Source organism: Streptomyces sp. NPDC087440 (assembly GCF_044744005.1).
Taxonomy (GTDB): Bacteria; Actinomycetota; Actinomycetes; order Streptomycetales; family Streptomycetaceae; genus Streptomyces.
In genome coordinates, this window is sequence record NZ_JBIUXN010000009.1 from 276138 (window position 1) to 297879 (window position 21742).

General features: G+C 73.2%; 16 protein-coding genes and 1 pseudogene. 7 read left to right on the forward strand and 10 right to left on the reverse strand.

Translation table 11 applies throughout. The features are described 5' to 3' along the window. Positions 1-626: 626 nt before the first annotated feature. From ACIO3O_RS20400 to ACIO3O_RS20410, 3 genes are all read right to left on the reverse strand, one after another. Positions 627-1463, reverse strand: a complete 837-nt coding sequence (locus tag ACIO3O_RS20400) for a sugar phosphate isomerase/epimerase family protein (protein WP_401747678.1) — start codon at positions 1461-1463, stop codon at positions 627-629. After that, complete coding sequence (locus tag ACIO3O_RS20405; RefSeq protein ID WP_401747680.1) at positions 1460-2623, reverse strand: dihydrodipicolinate synthase family protein; 1164 nt, start codon at positions 2621-2623, stop codon at positions 1460-1462. The genes ACIO3O_RS20400 and ACIO3O_RS20405 overlap by 4 nt, the downstream gene beginning before the upstream one ends. A 91-nt stretch (positions 2624-2714) precedes the next feature. Further along, on the reverse strand, positions 2715-3866 hold the full coding sequence (locus tag ACIO3O_RS20410) for a Gfo/Idh/MocA family protein (RefSeq protein ID WP_401747683.1): 1152 nt from the start codon (positions 3864-3866) through the stop codon (positions 2715-2717). Positions 3867-4097: 231 nt separating this feature from the next. Between ACIO3O_RS20410 and ACIO3O_RS20415 the strand changes: the two genes are divergently transcribed. After that, complete coding sequence (locus ACIO3O_RS20415) at positions 4098-5168, forward strand: LacI family DNA-binding transcriptional regulator (RefSeq protein ID WP_401747686.1); 1071 nt, start codon at positions 4098-4100, stop codon at positions 5166-5168. Between the two features lie 13 nt (positions 5169-5181). On the opposite strand, the gene ACIO3O_RS20420 is transcribed toward ACIO3O_RS20415, so the two are convergent. Next, entirely contained in the window at positions 5182-6426 is a 1245-nt protein-coding gene (locus tag ACIO3O_RS20420; protein ID WP_401747688.1) for an ROK family protein, read from the reverse strand. 352 nt (positions 6427-6778) lie between these two features. Here ACIO3O_RS20420 and ACIO3O_RS20425 point away from each other — a divergent pair, with 352 nt between their 5' ends. The 3 genes from ACIO3O_RS20425 to ACIO3O_RS20435 all read left to right on the forward strand — a co-directional run bounded on the left by ACIO3O_RS20425 (position 6779) and on the right by ACIO3O_RS20435 (position 11696). Continuing rightward, positions 6779-8083: an MFS transporter gene (locus ACIO3O_RS20425; RefSeq protein ID WP_401747690.1), complete on the forward strand. Its 1305-nt coding sequence runs from the start codon at positions 6779-6781 to the stop codon at positions 8081-8083. 50 nt (positions 8084-8133) lie between these two features. After that, positions 8134-9492 carry a carboxylesterase/lipase family protein gene (locus ACIO3O_RS20430; RefSeq protein WP_401747691.1) on the forward strand — a complete coding sequence of 453 codons (1359 nt, stop codon included), beginning with the start codon at positions 8134-8136 and terminating at the stop codon, positions 9490-9492. A gap of 176 nt (positions 9493-9668) precedes the next feature. Continuing rightward, positions 9669-11696 (forward strand): TerD family protein, encoded by a 2028-nt coding sequence (locus ACIO3O_RS20435; protein ID WP_401747693.1) that lies wholly within the window; start codon positions 9669-9671, stop codon positions 11694-11696. Between the two features lie 17 nt (positions 11697-11713). Here the strand turns inward: ACIO3O_RS20435 and ACIO3O_RS20440 are convergent, their stop codons facing one another. After that, on the reverse strand, positions 11714-12457 hold the full coding sequence (locus ACIO3O_RS20440; RefSeq protein ID WP_401747696.1) for an SDR family oxidoreductase: 744 nt from the start codon (positions 12455-12457) through the stop codon (positions 11714-11716). 214 nt (positions 12458-12671) lie between these two features. Continuing rightward, positions 12672-13526, reverse strand: a complete 855-nt coding sequence (locus ACIO3O_RS20445) for an ABC transporter substrate-binding protein (RefSeq protein ID WP_401747698.1) — start codon at positions 13524-13526, stop codon at positions 12672-12674. A 220-nt stretch (positions 13527-13746) separates the two neighbouring features. Here ACIO3O_RS20445 and ACIO3O_RS20450 point away from each other — a divergent pair, with 220 nt between their 5' ends. After that, positions 13747-14532, forward strand: coding sequence for a sugar phosphate isomerase/epimerase family protein (locus ACIO3O_RS20450; protein WP_401747699.1), 786 nt, complete (start codon positions 13747-13749; stop codon positions 14530-14532). Here ACIO3O_RS20450 and ACIO3O_RS20455 read toward each other — a convergent pair. Beyond that, a pseudogene (locus ACIO3O_RS20455) lies at positions 14435-15385 on the reverse strand (EamA family transporter); the annotation flags it as partial. The gene ACIO3O_RS20450 and the pseudogene ACIO3O_RS20455 sit on opposite strands and share 98 nt — an antisense overlap. Before the next feature lie 147 nt (positions 15386-15532). On the opposite strand from ACIO3O_RS20455, the gene ACIO3O_RS20460 reads away from it, so the two are divergent. Beyond that, entirely contained in the window at positions 15533-16438 is a 906-nt protein-coding gene (locus ACIO3O_RS20460) for a LysR substrate-binding domain-containing protein (protein WP_401747701.1), read from the forward strand. A 194-nt stretch (positions 16439-16632) separates the two neighbouring features. On the opposite strand, the gene ACIO3O_RS20465 is transcribed toward ACIO3O_RS20460, so the two are convergent. Then, the gene (locus tag ACIO3O_RS20465; RefSeq protein ID WP_401747703.1) at positions 16633-18477 is read right to left on the reverse strand and encodes a glycoside hydrolase family 3 N-terminal domain-containing protein; all 1845 of its coding nucleotides are present in this window, start codon (positions 18475-18477) and stop codon (positions 16633-16635) included. A gap of 617 nt (positions 18478-19094) precedes the next feature. Between ACIO3O_RS20465 and ACIO3O_RS20470 the strand changes: the two genes are divergently transcribed. Beyond that, the gene (locus tag ACIO3O_RS20470) at positions 19095-19697 is read left to right on the forward strand and encodes a hypothetical protein (protein WP_401747745.1); all 603 of its coding nucleotides are present in this window, start codon (positions 19095-19097) and stop codon (positions 19695-19697) included. 4 nt (positions 19698-19701) lie between these two features. Here the strand turns inward: ACIO3O_RS20470 and ACIO3O_RS20475 are convergent, their stop codons facing one another. Together ACIO3O_RS20475 and ACIO3O_RS20480 are read right to left on the reverse strand one after the other, a co-directional pair. Then, positions 19702-21147 (reverse strand): S28 family serine protease, encoded by a 1446-nt coding sequence (locus ACIO3O_RS20475; protein ID WP_401747706.1) that lies wholly within the window; start codon positions 21145-21147, stop codon positions 19702-19704. A gap of 149 nt (positions 21148-21296) precedes the next feature. Next, the gene (locus ACIO3O_RS20480; protein WP_401747708.1) at positions 21297-21677 is read right to left on the reverse strand and encodes a hypothetical protein; all 381 of its coding nucleotides are present in this window, start codon (positions 21675-21677) and stop codon (positions 21297-21299) included. Between the last annotated feature and the right edge of the window lie 65 nt (positions 21678-21742).

Genomic DNA, 21742 nt, shown 5'->3' on the forward strand with positions numbered 1-21742 from the left:
CCACTTCCCTGGAATCCACCCACCCACATCAGCCACCAGCTTGAGCACCGGCCCTACGGCGGCCCGCACCCGCAAAGCCCAGGCCAGCAGCCCCATTGAGGTCGGCGCACCCCCACCGGCAGCCATCAGACGCACGCTCCCGCCACCCATAGCCGACACCCCACCCACTCACCGACGGACGACGAGCAACCCGGGCTGTTTCCCGGAGCCCCCACCCACGCACCCGTACCCGGCAGCGGCGGGCGGCCACTTCCCGGACCTTCTCCGGGGCCATTTTTCGGCCGTCCTCCGCACAACGAAACCTGCGCTGGAGGGGAGACTGTCAAGGGTGGAGCGAAGCGAAATCGGCGAAGCCGACGCGACGATAGGAGCGCCCTTGACGGGCTCCCCGTAAGCGCCACACTCCGGTCCAGAGGACGGCCCCACCAACACCCGATCCGGGCCCACCCCACTCCGGGATCTCACCCGCACCCCCGCCCCCGGCCCACCCCTGCTCCGGGATCTGACCCGCACCCCCGCCCCGGGCCCCGTCCCGCCCCGGAACCTCGCCCGCACACCCACAACGCCCCGCACTCCCCGGTAGCGGCCACTACCGGGGATGCGAGTCACACTCGTACAGCCGTACGTCAGAGCACGTGCTCCGCGAATCGGACCGCGACCTCCGCAAGGACCTCCGCCCCCGGGCGGGCCCAGAGCGCCTCGTTGAAGATCTCGACCTCGATCGGCCCCGTGAAGCCCGTCGCATCAACGAGTTCACGGAAGGCGCGCATGTCGACGCTGCCGTCCCCGAGCTGGCCCCGGCCGAGCAGGACACCCGCCGGGAGCGGGGTGATCCAGTCCGCCACCTGGAAGGAGTGGATACGGCCGGTCGAGGCCGCACGGGCGATCTGCGCGGGGGCCTGGTCGTCCCACCAGATGTGGTACGTGTCGACGACCACGCCGACCTGGGTCGCGGGGAAGCGTTCGGCCAGGTCCAGGGCCTGGCCCAGGGTCGAGACCACGCAGCGGTCCGAGGCGAACATCGGGTGCAGGGGCTCGATGGCGAGGCGGACGCCCCGCTCGGACGCGTAGGGGGCGAGGACCGCCAGGGCGTCGGCGATGCGTTCGCGGGCGGCGGTCAAGTCCCGTTCGCCGGTGGGCAGTCCGCCGGAGACCAGGACGAGGGTGTCCGTGCCCAGGGTCGCCGCCTCGTCGATCGCCCGGCGGTTGTCGTCCAGGGCGGCGGCGCGCAGCTCCGGGTCGGTGGCCGTGAGGAAGCCGCCCCGGCACAGGCTGGTGACGGTCAGGCCCGACTCCCGCATCAGCTTGGCGGCGCGTTCGACTCCGTACTCCTGGACGGGGGCCCGCCACAGGCCGACGTGGGAGATGCCCGTGGCCGTGCAGCCGGTGGCCAGTTCCTCCAGGGACCACTGCTTGATGGTCTCCTGGTTGATGCTGAGGCGGGTCAGGTCGGGGGTCGTCACTGGGGTACTCCGTGGACGGTCAGCAGGGAGCGCATGCGGGACGCGGCGAGGGCGGGGTCTGGGAACAGGCCCACTCCGTCCGCGAGTTGGTAGGCGCGGGCCAGGTGCGGCAGGGAGCGGGCGGACTGGAGGCCGCCGACCATCGTGAAGTGGGACTGGTGGCCCGCCAGCCAGGCGAGGAGAACGACGCCCGTCTTGTAGAAGCGGGTGGGGGTCTGGAAGAGGTGGCGGGAGAGTTCGACGGTCGGGTCGAGGAGCTCGCGGAAGGCGGCCACGTCACCCGTGTCGAGGACGCGGACCGCCTCGGCCGCCAGCGGGCCCAGGGGGTCGAAGATGCCCAGCAGGGCGTGGGAGAAGCCGCGTTCGTCGCCCGCGATCAGCTCGGGGTAGTTGAAATCGTCGCCCGTGTAGCAGCGCACGCCTTCCGGCAGGCGGCGGCGCAGGTCGATCTCGCGCTGGGCGTCGAGGAGGGACACCTTGATGCCGTCGACCTTGTCGGGGTGGGCGGCGATGACCGCCAGGAACGTCTCGGTCGCCGCGTCCAGGTCGGACGAGCCCCAGTAGCCCTCCAGGGCGGGGTCGAACATCGGGCCCAGCCAGTGCAGGACGACCGGTTCCGAGGCCTGGCGCAGGAGGTGGGCATAGGTGGCGAGGTAGTCCTCGGGGCCGTCGGCTGCGGCGGCCAAAGCGCGGGAGGCCATCAGGATGGCCTGTGCGCCGGTGGACTCGACGAGGGCGAGCTGCTCCTCGTACGCGGCGGTGACCGTCGCCAGGTCGTGGGCACCGGGCGGGAGTTGGTCCGTACCGACTCCGCAGGCGATCGCTCCGCCGACCGACTTCGCCTCGGCGGCCGAGCGGGCGATCAGCTCCGCCGCGCCGGCCCAGTCCAGGCCCATGCCGCGCTGGGCGGTGTCCATCGCCTCGGCGACGCCCAGGCCGTGCGACCACAGGTGCCGGCGGAAGGCGAGGGTGGCGTCCCAGTCGACGGCCACCGGGGAGTCGGGGCTCGTGTCGGCGTACGGGTCCGCGACCACGTGGGCGGCGGAGAAGACCGTACGGGAGACGAGGGGGCTGCCCCCGGCGACGTACAAGGAGGGCTCGGTGCGCGGGGTGTACGAGAAAGTCCCGCCACCGGCACCGGGGAGTATCAGCGTGCTCACAGGTTCAGCTCCAGTACGCCGCGCTTGCGCGCGGGGGACGACGTGGGGTGCGGGCAGGTGCGCCCGCCCGCCACCGGCGGGTTCGGCGTGCTCACAGGTTCAGCTCCGGGACGTCGTAACGGCGGCCCTCGGCCGAGGACTTGAGGCCGAGCTCGGCGAGCTGGACGCCGCGTGCGCCCGCCAGGAGGTCCCAGGTGTAGGGCTCGTCGAGGACGACGTGGCGCAGGAAGAGCTCCCACTGGGCCTTGAAGCCGTTGTCGAAGACCGCGTTGTCGGGGACGTCCTGCCACTGGTCGCGGAAGGATTCCGTGACGGGGAGGTCGGGGTTCCAGACCGGCTTGGGGGTGGCCGAGCGGTGCTGGACGCGGCAGTTGCGCAGGCCCGCGACGGCGGAGCCGTGGGTGCCGTCGACCTGGAACTCGACCAGTTCGTCACGGTTGACGCGCACCGACCAGGAGGAGTTGATCTGGGCGATCGCTCCGCCCTCCAGTTGGAAGATGCCGTACGCGGAGTCGTCGGCGGTGGCGGGGTAGGGCTTGCCGTTCTCGTCCCAGCGCTCGGGGATGTGCGTGGCGACCTGGGCGGTGACGGAGGTGACGCGGCCGAAGAGCTCGTGCAGCACGTACTCCCAGTGCGGGAACATGTCGACGACGATGCCGCCGCCGTCCTCGGCGCGGTAGTTCCAGGAGGGGCGCTGGGCCTCCTGCCAGTCGCCCTCGAAGACCCAGTAGCCGAACTCGCCCCGGACGGAGAGGATGTCGCCGAAGAAGCCGCCGTCGATGAGGCGCTTCAGCTTGAGCAGGCCGGGGAGGAAGATCTTGTCCTGGACGACGCCGTGCTTGATCCCGGCGGCGCGGGCGAGGCGGGCCAGCTCCAGGGCGCCTTCGGTGCCGGTGGCGGTCGGCTTCTCGGTGTAGATGTGCCTTCCGGCGGCGATCGCCTGCTTCAGGGCGTCCTCGCGGGCCGAGGTGACCTGCGCGTCGAAGTAGATGTCGATCGAGTCGTCGGCGAGGACGGATTCGAGGTCCGTGGACCACTCCTCGAGGCCGTGCTGCTCGGCCATCGCGCGCAGGGCGTGCTCGCGGCGGCCGACCAGGACCGGCTCGGGCCACAGGACGTCGCCGTTGCCGAGGTCGAGGCCGCCCTGCTCGCGGATCGCGAGGATGGACCGTACGAGGTGCTGGCGGTAGCCCATGCGCCCGGTGACGCCGTTCATGGCGATCCGCACTGTCTTGCGTGTCACGTCAGTCCCCTTCGTACGGCCGAGCAGTCCGGCCACTTCCGCGTAGAAAGCGCTTTCTATACGCTGTGAGCCAAGAAGCTAACCTGTGCACGGCGGCGCGACAAGACCCGGAGGCCGACCAGAGGGAATCGGTGACCGGATGAACGGGGTCGGACTGATGAGGGCACGCATGAGTACGCGGACGAGTACGCGGACGAGTACGCGGATGAGGGCACGGGCGAGGGTTGCGCGATGACGGTGACCTTGGCGGACGTGGCGGCCCACGCCCGCGTGTCCCCGGCGACGGTGTCCCGGGTGCTGAACGGCAACTACCCGGTGGCGGCGGCCACCCGCGAGCGTGTCCTGCGCGCGGTCTCGGAGCTGGACTACGTGGTGAACGGCCCGGCCAGCGCCCTCGCCGCCGCCACGTCCGACCTGGTCGGCATTCTGGTCAACGACATCGCGGACCCCTTCTTCGGCATCATGGCGGGCGCGGCGCAGGCGCATCTCAACGCCCCCGCGGACGGCTCGGCTCCGGTGCGGACGAATGCGGAGCGCCTCGCCGTCGTCTGCAACACGGGCGGCTCTCCCGCCCGCGAGCTCACCTATCTCACCCTCCTCCAGCGTCAGCGCGCGGCCGCCGTGATCCTCACCGGTGGCGCGATCGAGGACGCGGAGCACTCGGCGGCGGTCGCGGCGAAGCTGGCCCGGCTGGCGGAGGCGGGCACACGGATCGTGCTGTGCGGGCGGCCGGCGCTGGGCGGGGCCGATTCCGCGTCCGCGTCCGTCCACGCCACGCTCTCCTTCGACAACCGGGCCGGGGCGCGCCGCCTCACCGAGCACCTGCTCGCGCTCGGTCACACACGGATCGGTTACGTCGCCGGGCCCGCCGAGCGGACGACGACCCGGCACCGGCTGGAGGGGCACCGGGAGGCGCTCGCCGCGGCGGGGGTCGCGGATGATCCGGCGCTGGTGGTGCACGGGTCGTACGACCGGGCTACCGGGCGGGCCGGGGCCCGTGAACTCCTCGCCGCCGCACCGGACTTGACGGCGGTCGTCGCGGCCAACGACACCATCGCGCTCGGGGTGTGCGCGGAGGCCCGGGAGCGGGGGCTGCGGATTCCCCAGGACCTGTCGGTGGCCGGTTTCGACGACCTGCCCTCGGCGACGGACGCGGTACCGGCCCTCACGACGGTGCGGCTGCCGCTGTACGAGGCGGGGGCGAGGGCGGGGGCCCTGGCCGCCGGGGTGCATGCGGCGGGCGGCGTGGAGGTGGTCCCGGCGGAGGTGGTGGTGCGGGGGTCGACGGGGGTGCCCGGCTAGCAGGCGGGGCGGGTCACAGGGGCGGGACCGTGCTGGGGTCGTTCAGGGTGGATTCGCGGGCGAGGGCGGCCGCCCCGCGCAGGGTCGCGGTGTCGCCCAGGACGCCGGGGGTGAGGCGCGGCATCCACGGGGCCGCGAGGGCCCGGCGGCCCGCGAGGCGGGTGTCGATGGCGGGGGCCAGCCACCGGTACCAGTCGGCGAAGTAGCCGCCCAGCACGATCTCTTCGACGTCCAGCAGCGTCACCATGCCGAGGACGGCCGCCCCCACCGCCTCACCCGCCCCGCGCAGCGCCCGGTGGGCGGCGGGGTCGTCGGCGTGCAGGGCCCGGTCCAGGGCGGCGAGTGCCGCGTCCTTGCCCTGCGTACGGAGCGTGTCGGCGAGCCCCGCCGCCGTCAACAGCGGTTCGGGGCCCGCGAAGACGGCGAGGCAGCCCCGTGCCCCGCAGGCGCAGGGCGGGCCGTCGAGGGCGAGGGGCAGGTGGCCGGGTTCGATGGCGACGCCGTGACTGCCGTCCTGGATGCGGCCGTCCACGACCAGGCCGCCGCCGACACCGGTGTCCGCCTTCAGGTAGGCGAGGCCGCGGGGCGGGTGGGTGCGGTCGGCGGCCAGGGCCTGGTACTCGGCGAGGGCGGCGGCGTTGGCGTCGTTGATGACCTCCAACGGGCAGTCCAGCGCGGGGAGTTCGGCGGCGATGAGCGCGCCGAGGTCCACGGGGGCCCGCCAGCCGAAGTCGGTGGCGGCCATGACGGTGTGCGAGGCGTCGGAGGTGACCGGGCCCGCCATCGCGACGACCACGCGGGAGAGCAGGGCGCCGGGCACCGACCGGGCGTCGGTCTCGGCGTCGCGCACGACGGCCGCGACGGCGCGGGCCAGGGCCTCGGGGTCGCCGTGCGGTACGCGGTGGGGGGTGGTGGCGCGGGTGACGACCGTCCCGGCGAGGTCGGTGACCTGGGCGCGGAGCTGCTCCAGGGTGATCTGGACGGTGATGGCCAGCACGCGTTCGGGGACGAGCCGCACGGGCCGGCTGGGGCGCCCCCGCCCTCCCCCGGGCCCGCCGACCTCCTCCTGCACGAGCCCTCGGGCGGCCAGATCGGCGACCAGGCCGGTGACGGACGCGGGGACGAGCCCGACGGCGGCGGCGATACGACTGCGGGAGGAGGGCCCGTGCGCGGCGATGTGCCGGAGTACGAGGGCGAGGTTGTGCCGACGCACGGAGGCGGAGTCGACGGGGGCAGGGGCGGGGGCGGTGTTCGGCACCCGCCGATTGTGCCTCGGGCCGCGCGGGGCGGGGTGGTCCGGGGCTCTGGCGCGGGGCGCGGCCCGTGCAGGCGCTTGGGCAGGGGCGGCACCCGGGTGGGCCGGGAGCGGGAGGGGCCGCCCCCTTGCCCCCGGGGGGGCGCCCCGCCGCCCAAAGGGGCTGAGGAAAAGGGGAGGGCAGGGCGAGGACGTGGGGACGGTCACACGTTTTATTTCAACCCTTGACATAAATGAACCGTGGCCGGAATCTGCTGGTGAGCAGGGTCGTGCCGCAAGCGCCTCCCGCCCAGACCGACAAGGAAGCCGGTCGACCGGCCGCCCCGGCCGGTGCACGCTCCACGAGAGGCAGCACATGTCCGCCCAGTCCTCGCCGACGGCTCCCGCCCCGCGGCCCCCGGCCTCCGCGCCGTCCGCTCCCGACCTCTCCGCGGCGCAGAGCACGACCCTGCTGTGGTCGATGTTCGCGGGCTTCACCACCCTCTACATCGCCTACTCCGGACTGCTGGGCGTCCTGCTCCCGATCCAGGTCGAGCAGATCGCCCCGGACACCAAGGAAGCCAGCCTGGCGACGGTGACCATGGTGTCGTCGATCGTCACCCTGTTCGTCCAGCCGATCGTCGGGGCGATGAGCGACCGCACCCGCAGCCGCTTCGGCCGCCGCAGCCCGTGGATGGCGCTGGGCGCGGTCGCCTCGGTGATTGCGCTGGTCGCGCTCAGGCAGGCGTCCTCGCTGCTGTGGCTGACGGTGCTGTGGGTCGCCGCCCAGGTGCTGCTGAACATGGTGCAGGCCCCGCTCACCGCGATCATGGCCGACCGGGTCGCCCCCGAGCGCTTCGGCGTCTGCTCCGCCGCCGTCGGCATCGGCAGCCAGGTCGGCGCCACCTTCGGCGTACTGATCGCCACCAGCTTCGCGACCCGCTTCAGCACCGGTTACGCCGTCATCGCCGCCCTCGTCCTGGTCGTGACCCTGGCCTTCCTCCTGGTCAACAAGGACCGGCAGTCGACCGCGCCGGTCGAGCCGTTCTCCTGGAGCGGCTTCCTCAAGGGCTTCTGGATCTCGCCGCGCAGGCACCCCGACTTCGCCTGGGCGTTCCTGGCCCGCGTCGTCTTCATCCTGGGGTACTGGGGGATCTTCTCCTACCAGCGGTACGCGCTCACCGACTACGTCGGCCTCAAGGGCGACGATGTCAACCACGTGCAGACCGTGATGGCCCTGCTCACCATGGCGGGCGCGCTCGTCGCCTCGATCCCGGCCGGCCGGATCTCCGACCGCACCGGCCGCCGCAAGGTCTTCGTGATGGCGTCCTCGGTCGTCCTGGCGGCCGGTTGCGCGGTCCCGCTGATCAGCCCGACGGCGGGCGGCATGTACGCGTACGCGGTCCTCGCGGGCATCGGCTTCGGCACGTACATGTCCCTGGACATGGCGCTGATGACCGAGGTGCTCCCCTCGGGCAGCGACGCGGGCAAGGACCTCGGCATCCTCAACATCGCCACCAACGTCCCACAGGCGCTGGGCCCGATGGTCGGCGCCTGGATCATCGGCGCCTTCTCCGAGGGGGCGAACAAGGTGCCCGGCTACCACGTGCTGTTCGTCTACGCGATCGTCGTGGTCCTGCTCGGCGCGGTCGCCGTCCGCCCCATCAAGAGCGTCAAGTAACCGCGTACGCGGGCCACTTCCTCCTCCGCACCACCCCTTTGGAGCCGGTCATGACCGACCACCACCCCCTCGTCACCACCACCCGCGGCCCGGTACGCGGCGAACGCCGCCCGTCCGGCGACCGCTTCCTGAACATCCCGTACGCCCAGCCGCCGGTCGGCGACCTGCGCTTCGCCGCGCCCGTGCCGCCCGAGCCGTGGACGGAGCCGCTGGACGCCACCGCGTACGGCCCGACCGCGCAGCGCAAGCCGTTCGCGGACGTGACGATCATCCCCGAGCCGACGATCCCCGGCGCGGGCGTCCTCAACCTGAACGTCTTCACCCCGCGCGCCGAGCAGGCCCCCGAGGAGGGCGGGCTCCCCGTGCTGGTGTGGATTCACGGCGGGGGGTACGTCGCCGGGTCGGCGGCCAGTCCCTGGTACGACGGCGCCACCTTCAACCGGGACGGCGTCCTGCTCGTCTCGCTGGGCTACCGGCTCGGCGTCGAGGGCTTCCTGCACCTGTCGGACGCCCCCGACAACCGTGGTGTACGCGACTGGATCGCCGCCCTGGAGTGGGTGCGGGACAACATCGCCGCGTTCGGCGGCGACCCGGCGAAGGTCACGATCGCCGGGCAGTCCGCGGGCGGCGGCGCCGTGCAGACGCTGCTGGCCACCCCGTCCGCCCGGAGCCTCTTCCGGGCGGCGATATCGGTGTCCGGCGCGGTGATGCAGCCGCAGGACCGGGCGCAGGGCCACGCCGTCGCCGGGCTGTTCACCGCCCGCACCGGCGTCCCGGCGACCGCGAAGGCGCTGCGGGACGTCTCGTACGACGAGCTCTACGCCCACCAGGACGCCCTGAACGCCCCCGGTACGGACCGCGAGGGCGGCCTGGCCCAGATGCTGCTGACCGCGCCCTTCGCGGACGGCGACCTGATCCCGGAACCCGTCACCGGGGTGCTCACCGACGGCGGCACGGGGGCGGACGAGAAGCCCCTGATGCTGGGCTTCACCCGGCACGAGTTCGACGGCATGGGCGTCCCCGGCCTCACCGACGTGATCTTCCGCAGGCCCAACCTCACCATCGCGGAGGGGCGTGCGGCGCGCGAACTTCCCACCTGGCTCTACGAGTTCCGGTGGCTGTCGGGCGCCGAGGGGCCGATGCGGGGCCAGGCCTTCCACTGCCTCGACCTGCCGTTCGCCTTCGACGCGCTGGACGCGGAGAACGTCACCGAGGTTGCGGGCCCGAACCCGCCGCAGCGGCTCGCGGACGCGATGCACGGTGCGTGGGTGGGCTTCGTCCGCGACCTGGACCCGGGCGCCGACTGGCCGCGCTACACGCGTGAGGCGCGCGCGACGCGGGTGTGGGACACGGAGACGGTGGTCACGGACGACGCGCTGAAGGCGGAGCGGGAGGGCTGGCTCGGCTGAGGGCCTGGCGCAGGGCGGCGACGTGACGAGGGCGGGCCGGAAGTCCCCGGAGGACGGGACCTCCGGCCCGCCCTCCGTGCGTGCACCCCGGCCTCCGCACGTGAACATGGCCACACAAAGGGGGTAAACCGCCGTTCCGCTTGAGAGCTCCCCCGTGTCACTCCATCCTTCTCCTCATGACCTTCACCCCTCCCTCACCTCTCGACACCCGCATGCCCTCCCTGCCGGAGTACGCGCGCGAATGGGCCCTGGTGGACGTCGAGACGTCGGGGCTGGTGGCCCGCCGGGACCGGGTGCTGTCGATCGCGGTGATCACGCTGGACGCGGCCGGGCGGCAGACCGGAGAGTTCACGACGCTGCTCGACCCCGGGTGCGACCCCGGGCCCGTCGAGGTCCACGGGCTGACGCCGGAGCGGCTGCGCGGGGCGCCGAGGTTCGGCGAGGTCGCGGGGCGGATCGGGGCGCTGCTCCAGGACCGGGTGATGGTCGCGCACAACGCCCAGTTCGACTACGACTTCCTGGCGCACGAGTTCGCCAGGGCGCGGCTGTGGCTGCCGGTCGCCCAGCGGCTGTGCACCCTCTCCCTCAACCGCCAGCTCGACCCGCCCACCGACGACTTGAAGCTGGGCACGCTGGCCGCCCACTACGGCGTGCCGCAGCAGCGGGCGCACGACGCGCTGGACGACACCCGGGTGCTGACCGGCATCCTGCGGGCGTCCCTGGCGCAGGCGGCTGCACTGGACCTGCCGCTGCCGCTGGTGGCGTGCCCGCCCCGGCAGGACACCGCGTTCGCCCCGCAGCCGCCCAAGACCCCGTGCGCGTACCGCAATCCGGGGCGGATGGGGCAGGGCGGGCCGCTGGTGCAGGGCATGAAGGTGGCGGTCACGGGCGAGACCGCGACGGCGCGCGCGGAGCTGGTGGCGCGGGCGGTGGCCGCCGGGCTGAACGTCATGACGTCGGTGAGCGGGCACACCAGCGCGCTGGTCACCAACGACACGGCCTCGGGCTCGGCGAAGGCGCGCAGGGCGCTGGCCGAGGGGGTGCCGGTGATCGACGAGAGCACGTTCCTGCGGTTGCTGGGGGACGTGCGGGAGGGCACCCGGCACGGGGCCGACGGTGCCCGGGCGGGCGGCGGCGCGGCGGCTCCCGCGTGGGCGGCTGCGGCCCCGTCCCCCGTGGCCCCGGCCCCGCAGGCGTGGAGCACGGCGCGCCCGGGGGAACCCGCACCCGCGTGGGAGTCGGGCCCGGCGGGGGGCGGCGTGGACTCCGTACGGGAAGAAGGGGGCTCCGTACGGGAAGAGGCCCTGCCCGGATCGGACGGAGCGCCCGCGCCCGCCGCGCCCGGCCTCGTGCCGTCGCAGGCCCAGGGGTCCGGGCCCGCCCGGCCCGCTCGGGCTCCCCGCCCGGTCGGGCCGCTCGCCGGGCGGCGGGTGCTCGTGCTGGGCGGGACGCACCCGGAGGCCGCCGCCTGCCGGACCCGGGTGGTGGAGCTGGGCGGTTCGGCGGCGGTGAACCTCTCCGCGAGCGTGACCGACGTGGTCGTGCTGGCGGGTGGCGAGAAGGACCGGCGGATGAAGCGGATCGAGACGCTCGCCGTGCCCACGCACGCCCAGGAGTGGCTGGACGGGCCGATCCCCGCGTACGCCCCGGGCTCGGCCTCCCGCCCGGCCGCGCCGCTGATCATGCCGAGGGGCGGGGTGATGGACCTGCCCGCGCTGCGGGCGGGGACGCCGCTGGCCGTGACCGCCACCTGGGGGTCGCGGACGGTGTGCGAGATCGACGTGGTCGCCTTCGTGCTGGACGACGACGAACAGGTCTCCTTCGACGAGGACTTCGTGTTCTTCGGGGCCCCGGAGAACCCGGCGGGCACCGTGCGGCTGCTCACCGACGGGCCCACCGAGCAGACCGTCGCCGCCGACCTGGCGGCCCTGCCGCCGTCCGCGCACCGGGTGGTGGTGGCCGCCGCCGTGGACGGCGAGGCGACCTTCGGCGACGTCGGTCCGCTCCAGATCGCGGCGTCCCTGGGCGGCGGCGAGGCGACGCTCGCCCGCGCCACTCTGGACGCGGCGACCACCGAACGGACCCTGCTGCTGGGCGAGTTCTACCGGCGGGCGGGCGCGTGGCGGTTCCGGGCGGTGGGCCAGGGCTACGACCACGGGCTCGGGGAGCTGGCCCGGGGGTACGGGGTGGACGTCGCCGCGTAGGACCCTGCCGGGGTGGGTCAGCGGCCGCCCGCGATGCGCAGGACCGTCCCCGTCGTGTACGAGGCGTCCGCCGACAGGAGCCAGGCGATGCCCGCCGCGATCTCGGCGGCCTCGCCCGCCCGGCGCAGCGGGATGGCGGGGGCCATCCGGGCGGGGCGGTCCGGGTCGCCCATGGTGGCGTGCATGTCGGTGTCGACGAGGCCGGGGGCGACGCCGTTGACGCGGATGCCGTCGGGGCCCAGTTCCTTGGACAGGCCCAGGGTGATGGTGTCGACGGCGGCCTTGGAGGCGGCGTAGTGGACGTACTCGCCGGGGCTGCCGAGGGTGGCGGCCCCGGAGGAGACGTTGACGATGGCGCCCGGGGTGCGGTGGGCCGTCATGTCGCGGATCGCGCGGCGGCAGCAGAGCAGGGTGCCCAGGACGTTGACGTCGAGGACGGCGCGGAGGTCGTCGGTGGAGGCGTCGGCGAGGGGGCTGAGCCTTCCGGTGACGCCGGCGTTGTTGACCAGGCCGGTGAGGGGGCCGAGTTCGGCGGCGACGGTGTCGAAGAGGCGGTCGACGTCGGGCTCGTGGGAGGTGTCGGCCCGGACGACGAGGGCGCGGGCGCCGGTCTTGCGGACGGCTTCGGCGGTCGCCTCGGCGGCGGGCTCGTCCCGTACGTAGGTGAGGGCGATGTCGTGGCCGTCGGCGGCGAGGCGCAGGCAGGTGGCGGCCCCGATGCCGCGGCTGCCGCCGGTGATGAGGGTGATGGGGCGGGACATGGGGGCCTCCTGGCGGGGTTGGTGCGTCGCGCGAGGTCCATGATCCATGGGGTTTCTGTGCGGGTGGGTGGGGGGTTGTTGTTACTGCCGGGGGCGCTGCCCCCGGGCCCCCGGTTTGTGCCCCTGTCCCGCCCCTTCACCTAAAGCGCTTGCCGCGCGGCTTGTTGTTTGGTTGCTCGCGCAGTTCCCCGCGCCCCTGAAGGGGCGGCTTGCTTCAGGACTCGTGGAGGGCTTCGGCGATGGACTCGAAGAAGGCCGTGTGGGACGTGGCGCTGGCCGGGAGTTCCGGGTTCCAGGGGATGACCCGGAGGTCCGGGCCGAAGGGGGCCGGGTCGAAGGGGGCCGCGTTGGCCCGGATGTCGGTGAGGGCCAGTTTCGGGGCGAGGTCGGCGGCGCGGTCCCACGGGACCGTCGACCAGTTCGCGCCGCCCTCCGGGGGCGGGTCGAGGAGGGGGACGCCCAGGGCGGTGAGCGCGCGCAGGTCGGGCCAGGCGTGCGGGCGGGCCAGGTGGACGTCGGTGGCGTCGGCCGGGGAGAGCGCGAGGAGGGCCGGGGTGGTGGGGCTGATCAGCGACTTCAGCTTGGCCTGGGCGTCGGCCAGGGCGTGCGCGGCCTCCGGGGGTTCCGTGCTGCCGAGGGACTCGGCGAGGGTGTGGAAGGAGTCGCGGACCTCGGCGAGGGAGCGGCCCTGGCCGATGTCCAGGACGACGGTGGGGATGTGCTGTTCGAGGTGCTTGGCGGTGTCGGGCTCCATGCCGTAGACGGCACTGCCGCCGTAGCTGACGGCGACCAGGAGGTCGATTCCGGCGGCGAGGACCGCGTCGGGGTCCAGGGCCTGGCCCGCGCCGAAGTAGGCGAGGCCGGAGAGCGGCAGGCTGCCCGATTTGGCGGGGTCGGGGGTGGGGCCGTCGTGGTAGGAGCCGAAGATTCCGGCGGTGCGCAGGCCGTGATCGTAGAGCGTGGCGCCCGCCTGGATGTAGGCGGCGATACGGGCGGGGCGGGCCGGTGCGGTCACCAACTGCCCCCGGGAGTCGGTGAATTGCCAGGGCGTGGGTGCGGTAGGGGTCATGGCGGTTCCCTGCCCCGTACGGACCGGGGCTACGCGGCGGCGCGGGGTGCGGGCGGTTCCGGCCCGCGGACAGGGGTACCGGGGAGGGATGACCGCGGCCGATGATGTGCGGGTCGCGGTCCTCGCACACGCAGCACACGCAGCACACGCAGCACACGCAGCACACGCAGCACCACGAACACGTACCACCACGCACACGTCACGAAGGAGTTGTCGCACGGTGAAGCTCGCCTTTTCCACCCTCGGGGTGCCCGGAATGCCCATGTCGGAAGTCGTCGCGCTGGCGGGGGCGTGCGGGTTCCAGGGGGTGGAGCTGCGCGCGCACCCGGAGGAGCCGGTGCACCCTGGGATCGGGGCGAAGGAGCGCGCGGAGGTGGTGGAGACGTTCGCCGCCGCGGGGGTCGAGATCCTGACGGTCGCCGGGTACGCGAAGGTCGCCGCTCCCGGCGAGGACGCACCCGTACTGGAGGAGATCCGGGGGCTGTTGGAGCTGGCACGGGACCTGGGCGCTCCGTACGTACGGGTCTTCCCCGGGGCGGGCGAGGACGTGGCGGGCGGCGACGGGCGGGCGGCACGGCGGCTCGGGGCGGCGGCCGAGACCGCGGACGAGTACGGCGTACGCATCCTGCTGGAGACGCACGACTCGCACCGGGCGGGCGTGGACGCGGCCCGCGTCGTGGCGGCCGTCGGCCACAAGAACGTCGGAATCCTCTGGGACGTCATGCACACCTGGCTGGGCGGCGAGGACCCCGTCACCTCGCACGGTGTGCTCGCCCCGCACCTCGGCTACGTACAGGTGAAGGACATCGCGTCCGCCGACGACACCACCCCGCTCGCGCTGGGGAGCGGGGTGCTGCCGCTGGAGGAGTGCCTGGCGCAGGTCAGTGGGGCTGATGTGTGGGTGTGCTGGGAGTACGAGAAGCGGTGGTACCCGGAGGCCGCGGAGCTGCCGGGGCTGCTGGTGGCGGGACGGGAGTTCCTGGCGCTGCGGGCGTCGGCCGCCTGACCCGGAACCGGAACTGGGCGAGGGCCACCCCGCCGACCAGGAGGGCCGCCGCCACCCACCGCAGCACGCTCACCTGCTCGCCGAGCAGGAGCGCGGCGGACGTCATGCCGAAGACGGGCACGAGGAGGGTGAAGGGGGCCACCGAGGAGGCGGGGTGGCGGGCGAGCAGGAAGCCCCACGCCCCGAACCCGAAGACGGTCACGATCCAGGCGACGTACAGGATGATGCCGACGCCCGCCCAGTCGAGGGCCGCGAGGGCGGCCACGTCGCGGTCCCAGCCCTCGAAGAGGAGGGACAGGGCGAGGAGCGGGAGGACCGGAACGGCGGAGACCCAGACCATGAAGTTGAGGGGGTCGGGGGCGGCGGCGCGGCGGGTGAGGACGTTGGAGACGCCCCAGCAGGCGGCGGCCGCGATCACGAGGACGAAGGCGAGGACGGGCCCGCTCGCCCCTTCGTCGTAGGCGGCGACGCCGATGCCCGCGAGGGACACGGCCATGCCGATGACTTTCGTACGGGTGAGGCCCTCGCCGAGTGCGGCCAGCGCGATCAGGGCGGTGAAGACGGCCTGCACCTGGAGGACCAGGGAGGACAGACCAGCGGGCATCCCCTGGTCCATCCCGACGAACAGCAGCCCGAACTTGCCGACGCCGAGGGCCAGTCCGACCCCGATGATCCACTTCCAGGCCACCTTGGGCCGCCCCACGAAGAACACGGCGGGCAGGGCTGCGGCCAGGAAGCGCAGGGCGGAGAAGAGAAGCGGCGGGAAGTGGGAGAGGCCGACCTCGATGACGACGAAGTTGACCCCCCAGACGGCGGCGACGACCACGGCCAGGCCGATGTGGGCGGGGCGCATGGAGGTGTGCGGGGACAGGGAGGTGCGTGGGGACACGGCGGTGTGCGGGGGCATGACACACAGCGTCTCCGGATGGGACCCTTTAGCACCAGCGCGGATTTCTTCATGGTGGGATGAAGCAACGCTGTCGAATGAGGGGTGTGTGTGATGCTCGATCTCGCGAGGCTGCGTGCGCTGCACGCGGTGTCGGTGCACGGCTCGGTGGCGGGCGCGGCGACCGCGCTCGGCTACACCCCGTCGGCGGTCTCCCAGCAGATCGCGAAGCTGGAACGGGAGACGCGCACGAAGCTGGTGGAGCGGCGCGGCCGGGGCGTCGCCCTGACCGACGAGGCACTCCAACTCGCCACCACCGCCCAGCAGTTGCTGACTATCGTCGAGCGCGCCGAGACGGCCCTGGAGGAACGCCGGGGCCTGCCGACCGGACGCCTGACGGTCGGGGCCTTCGCGTCGGCGGCCCGGGGTCTGCTGCCGGGAGCACTGGCGGAACTGGCCGGCCGCCACCCCGCCCTGGACGTCCGCCTGACGGAAGTCGACCCGCACCTGTCGGTGGACCTGGTCGCGAAGGGCGTCCTCGACCTGGCGGTCGCCCACGACTGGGACATCGCGCCGCTGCCCGCGCCGGAGGGCGTGGAGCAGACCTTGATCGGCGAGGACCTCTGCGACCTCCTCGTCCCGGCGGCCCACCGGCTGGTGGGCCGCACGGACGTACGCCCCGAGGAACTGGCGGCGGAGAGGTGGATCTGCCAGCCGCCGGGGACGGTGTGCCACGACTGGCTGATGCGGATGCTGCGGGCGGCGGGCTGCGAACCGGACGTGGCCCACCGGGCGGAGGAACACCAGACGCAGGTCGCGCTGGTGGGCGCGGGCCTGGGAGTGGCGATGATCCCCCGCCTGGGCAGGGGCATCCTGCCGGAGGGCGTGGTACCGGTGGGCCTGTCCCCGATGCCGGTACGGCGGATCTACGCGGTGTGGCGCACGGGCGCGGCACAACGCCCGGGGATCCGCGAGACGGTACGGGTGCTGCGGGGCCAATGGGAGGGAGCGCAGGGATAACGTTCCGGGAGCCGAAACGAGCCCCTGAAAGGGGCGCGGGGAACTGCGCAAAACACCAGCCCCCCACCCAGCCGCGCGGCCAAGCGCTTTAGGTGAAGGGGCGGGACCGGGGCGAGCGCCGCAGGCAACCCCGGTGCCGGGCACGGCACACACCAGGGCCCCGCCGCAGCAAACCCCGCCCCCCCGGCCCCCCGTCAGTACCGCAACCCGTGCCCCACCGGAAAGAGCACCTCCGCCGGATCGTCCGCCCTCTGCACCGGCACCGGCAAACGCCCCGAAGGCCGAACCCGCCCCGCCAAGACCCTCCCCGCCGCCCCCATCTCGACATCCGTCCAGGAGTACGCCGCCACGTGAGCCCTGGCCCCCACCCCCGTCAACTGGGCCACGTCGTACGGATTCTGCAGAGCCAGCGTGACCACCGGCACCCCGGTGGCCGCCAACTCCCCCACCAGCGTCCGCTGCGCACTCGCACCGGTGACGTTCCGCGTCGCGACCAGCACCACGTCCGCACCCGCCCGCGCCGCCGCCACCGCCTCGGCGATCTTCGCGGGAGCGGGCGCCGAGCCCGTGGACAGGGCCGTCGCCGCGAACCCCAACTCCCCCAGCACCCGCGCCAGTACGGCCGTCGGCGGCCCCGTCGTCCCCGACGGCGATGCGGGGTCGACCCCCACGACCAGCACCCGCCGATGCCTGCGCCGGGACAGCGGCAGCACCCCGCCCTCGTTCACCAGCACCGTCGTCGTCGCGTCCGCGATCCGGTCCGCCGCCGCCAGGTGAGAACGCACGCCGACCACCCGGTCAACCCCCCGATGCGTGACGTACGGCCGCTCGAAGAGCCCCCGCCGCGCCTTCAGCCGCAGAATCCGCAGGAGGGACTCGTCGAGCCGCGCCTCGCTCAGCTCGCCCCCCTTGACCGCCGCCAGCACCGCGTTCCACGCCACCGCCAGGTTCGGCGGGTTCAGCAGCTGGTCGCAGCCCGCCTTCAGGGCAAGGACCGGCACCCGGTCGTCCCCGTACTTGGTGCGCACCCCCTGCATCCCCAGCGAGTCCGTCACGACCACGCCCCGGTACCCCAACTGCTCCCGCAGCACCCCGGTCAGGATCGGCCGGGACAGCGTGGCCGGGTCCTCCGCAGGGTCCAGCGAGGGCACCACGATGTGCGCCGTCATGATCGAGTCGATTCCGGCGGCGATCGCGGCCCGGAAGGGCGGGGCGTCCAGGGCCTCCCACTCCGCCCGGGTGTGGTCGATGTGCGGGAGCTGGTCGTGGCTGTCGTCCTTGGTGTCGCCGTGCCCGGGGAAGTGCTTGGCGGCGGTGGCGATCCCGGCACCCTGATAGCCCGCGACCTGCGCCGCGACCAGCCCCGCCACCGCCTTCGGCTCCGACCCGAAGGAGCGCACCCCGATCACCGGGTTCGCCGGGTCGACGTTGACGTCCGCGTCCGGCGCGTAGTTCTGCCGGATGCCGAGGGCGAGGAGTTCCGCCCCGGCGATCCGGGCGGCCTCGCGGGCGTCCCGGGTGCCCCGCCGGAAGGCCCCCGCGCCGAGTGCCATCGCCCCCGGCATCAGGGTGGCGGGCTTGCCGACGCGGGCGACGATGCCGTGTTCCTGGTCGGTGGATATCAGCAGCGGTATGCGGTGCCGTTCGGCCAACCCCGCCTGCTGGATGCCGTTGGAGAGGTCGGCGATCTGGTGCGGGTCGCGGGTGTTGTGCGCCCAGGCGAAGTAGATGATCCCGCCGAGGTGGTACTTCGCGATCAGCTCGGCGGCGGTGCGCACCCCCATTTCCTTGAGGTTCGCCTCGACGTCCGCCGGGTCGGGGGCGGTCGCGGAGTGCCCGTACACCCGCATCACGAAGAGCTGTCCGACCTTCTCCTCCAGCGTCATGCCGGAGACGAACCGTCTGAGCCGGGCGTCGGAGTATGCGGCGGGCCGTTCGGCGGCGGCGACGGGAGCGACGGACGTGACGGCGGCGGCCACTGCGGCGGCGCTCGCCCCCAGCAGCGTGCGGCGGGATGGCTCGAAGGTGTTCTCAGGCATCGCGGTACCCCTCCATGAAGCCTTCGACGGACGCGTCGGTCCTTGACGGAAACTTCCAGCGGGGTCACGCTTCCCTGAAAGTAAGTACCCGTCAAGAGCCGTGCAGCGCAGCGGAGTTGGGGATTCCGGGGGCGATACGAAGGGGGCCGCCACCGGCGCATTCGTCAGGGGGGCGCACCGGTGACGGCCGTGCTGCTGGCCGCAGGCGGTTGGAGAGGGGAGTCAGCGAACGCAGCCAGCAGCGTGGGCCGACACCGCTCTGCGGAGACTCACCAGCAGTACGGCGATTGGACGGAGCGGGCCGCGACCGGGTTCCCGGGATTTCATGGTTTTCCGGGAATCGGTACGGGAGTGACGGCGGGCGCACAAAGTGACGGAAGTGGTCGAACACAGGGTCGCTCCCGGGGGCCGCAATGCCCCACCGCGTGCCTCGTACGACGTAATCACTTCCGTGAGCCTGGCGTGCGCCCGCCGGTACGGGTCAGGCTGGGCCAAGGTGCGGAGTATCGGGGGGATGCTGCATGCGCACGACATCGGGGATCGTTCTGCGGGGGTCGGGGATCGCTCTGCGGGGATCGGGGATCGTTTCGCGGGGGACGGGGATCGTTTCGCGGGGGCTGGCGGCCGCAGTGCTGGCCGCCGCCGCGCTCACCGGCTGCCAGAACCCGTTCGACGGCGACGGTCCGACGCGGGCCGTCGACTCGCTGCCCGCCACCCCGTCCGGCTACGGGGCGGTCTTCCTCGACGTACGGGAGTGCAGTTCGTACGGGAAGACTCCCCGGGAGGTCTCCTGCGGCAGCGAGCGCGCCGCCGCGAAGGTGACCGCACGCTACAACGGGCAGGCGGGGAACGGCCCTTCGTGCCCCGCCACCACCGACTTCGTCCTGCACATCTCCGAGTCGCGCCCGCCCGAGGACGCGAAGGGCGACGAGAACGGCGACGGCGCCGTCCCGCGCGGCTACGCCTGCATGCGCAACCTCGTCGCCCCGCACCCGGGCGACCCCGGCGGTGGCGGCGGCCCGCACACGATCGTCGGGGACTGCCTGTACGGGGCGGGCGGCGGCCAGGTGAAGGAGACCCCGTGCGACGGCTCGGGCAAGCGCTCCCCGGAGTACCGGGTCAGCCGTGCCGTGGACGCCCGCCCCGACTGCCCTCCCGCCACCCGGCTGTATGTGCAGCTGGGCGGCGGGGAGCCGGTGGGGTGCGCCCGTCCCGTGTGAGGGATCACGGGCGCAGCGACTGCTCCCGGTTCAGCTCCGTCCGGTCGAGGGCCGCGTCGTACGCGGTGAGGCGCTTGGCCTTCGACGGGTCGGCCTGGACGGCGGCGGGTGCGGCGTCGGCCCACTTGAGGATCTGTGCGGTGGCGGCGGCCCGCTCGCCGACGGGCAGGCCGGAGATGCTCGCGCCGTGGTTGGCGCCCGGCACGGTGTAGACGGCGTTGTCGCCGCCCCGCGCGGGACGGAAACGCTCCGCACCCCACGGGTCGTTGGCCCCGTACACGTACATCATCCGCTGCGCGTTGCGGTTCACCCAGCGGTCGACGTCCTTCATGACGCCGTCCTGCCACTTCATGTTGATCTCGCGCGGCACGAAGGCGCGCGGCTGGAAGTAGTCGGGGCCGTACTTCATCAGGCCCTTGAGGTGGGGGTAGGTGTACTGGGGCGCGCCGAGCTGGGTGCCCGCCTGGTAGTAGTACGGCGTGTACGGGTCCAGGCCCTGGTCGGTGTAGGACTCGAACGGGGACTTGGCGTCGATGTAGTTGTAGATGACCTCGTCGGAGGAGTTCGCGGCGGGGACGTCGGCGCACTCGGCCTCGTCGCTGTACTGCCAGAACGCCCAGACGAAGTCGAGCACGGAGGACTCGTAGGACTTGTCGAGGCTGCCGACGGTGCGGAAGGTGGCCTTGTTCTCCGCCGCCCACTTCTTCAGTCTGTCGGTGAGCGGGCCGCGCCGTACGAGGGCCTCGCGCTGCACCGCGTTGAGCTTGTCGCGGCACTCCTTGGTGGAGACGGTGCGGAAGAAGCGGTCGTACGCCGAGTCCTCGCGGTTGTTCACGTCGTTCGGGGCGACGTAGGCGACGACGCCGTCCATGTCGCGGGGGTGGAAGCGCTCGTAGTACGTGGCGGTCATGCCGCCCTTGGAGCCGCCCGTGGCCAGCCACTTCTTGCCGTAGATCTTCTTCAGCGCGGTGAAGACGCGGTGCTGGTCGTCGGCGGCCTGCTTGATGTCCAGCTTGGACCAGTCGGCGGGCTGCGGGCGGGACGGGGTGAAGAAGCGGTACTCCAGGGACACCTGGTTGCCGTCGACCAGCCGGGTCGGCTCGCTGCGCGAGGGGTTGGTGTAGAGGTCGTAGCCGCTGGTGAAGAAGACGCTGGGCCGGTTCACGTCCTTGTGCAGGATCGTCAGACGCTGCTGGAAGGTGCCCTTCCAGGGGCGGGCGTGGTCCACGGGCTGCGTGTAGTTCAGCACGAAGAAGCGGTAGCCGTTGACCGGTTTCTCCTCGATCAGGCTCATGCCCGGTATCGCGAGGATGCGGTCCTTGATGTCGGCGGCGGCCGGCCGGGCGGCGGGTCTCGGCTCGGCGGGCGCCGCCTGGACCGCACCCCCGGTCGCTCCGACGGTGCCTATGAGCACCGCTCCCGCAACCACGCCCCGCATCGTCTTGCGCATGAACCACTCCCCTGTCGGCACACGGACAACAGGGGGAACCTAGTGTCCCGCAAACCCCTTTGTCACCAGGGAAGTTCACCGGACCCGCAAGACTCCAACAACCCCACCGAAGAATCCAAGGCCCCCGGGCCCCCTCCCCGGCCCCACCCTCAGCACAGAATCCAGCCCGACGCCGTCCCCCTCCCGGCCACCGACCCCTCCACCCGCACGCACCGGGCCTTCGCGTACACCGTCACCGGCCCCGCGTGCCGGGTGTACGTCCCCGAGTCGACCGCCGCCCGGCTCCCCCGCGCCTGCACGCTGACCCGCATCTGCTGCCGCACGCCCGACCGCTTGGCGACCGTCGTGGCGCACACGTAGGAGCCGTTCCGGTGGACGCGGACCTCCCCGGTCGCGAACCCGTACGTCTTGACACGTGTCCCCGCGCACGAGGCCGCCGCCGCGTCCGCGGCGCCGACCCCGGGGCCACCCACGGTCAGCAGCGCAGCCGCGACCGCCACCGCGAGCACACCGGTCACCCTTCGTCTCATTCGTCCCATCGGACCCACGCCTGCCCCGCCCTCCCCGCCCAACACGTCCACCGCGTCCGCACCCA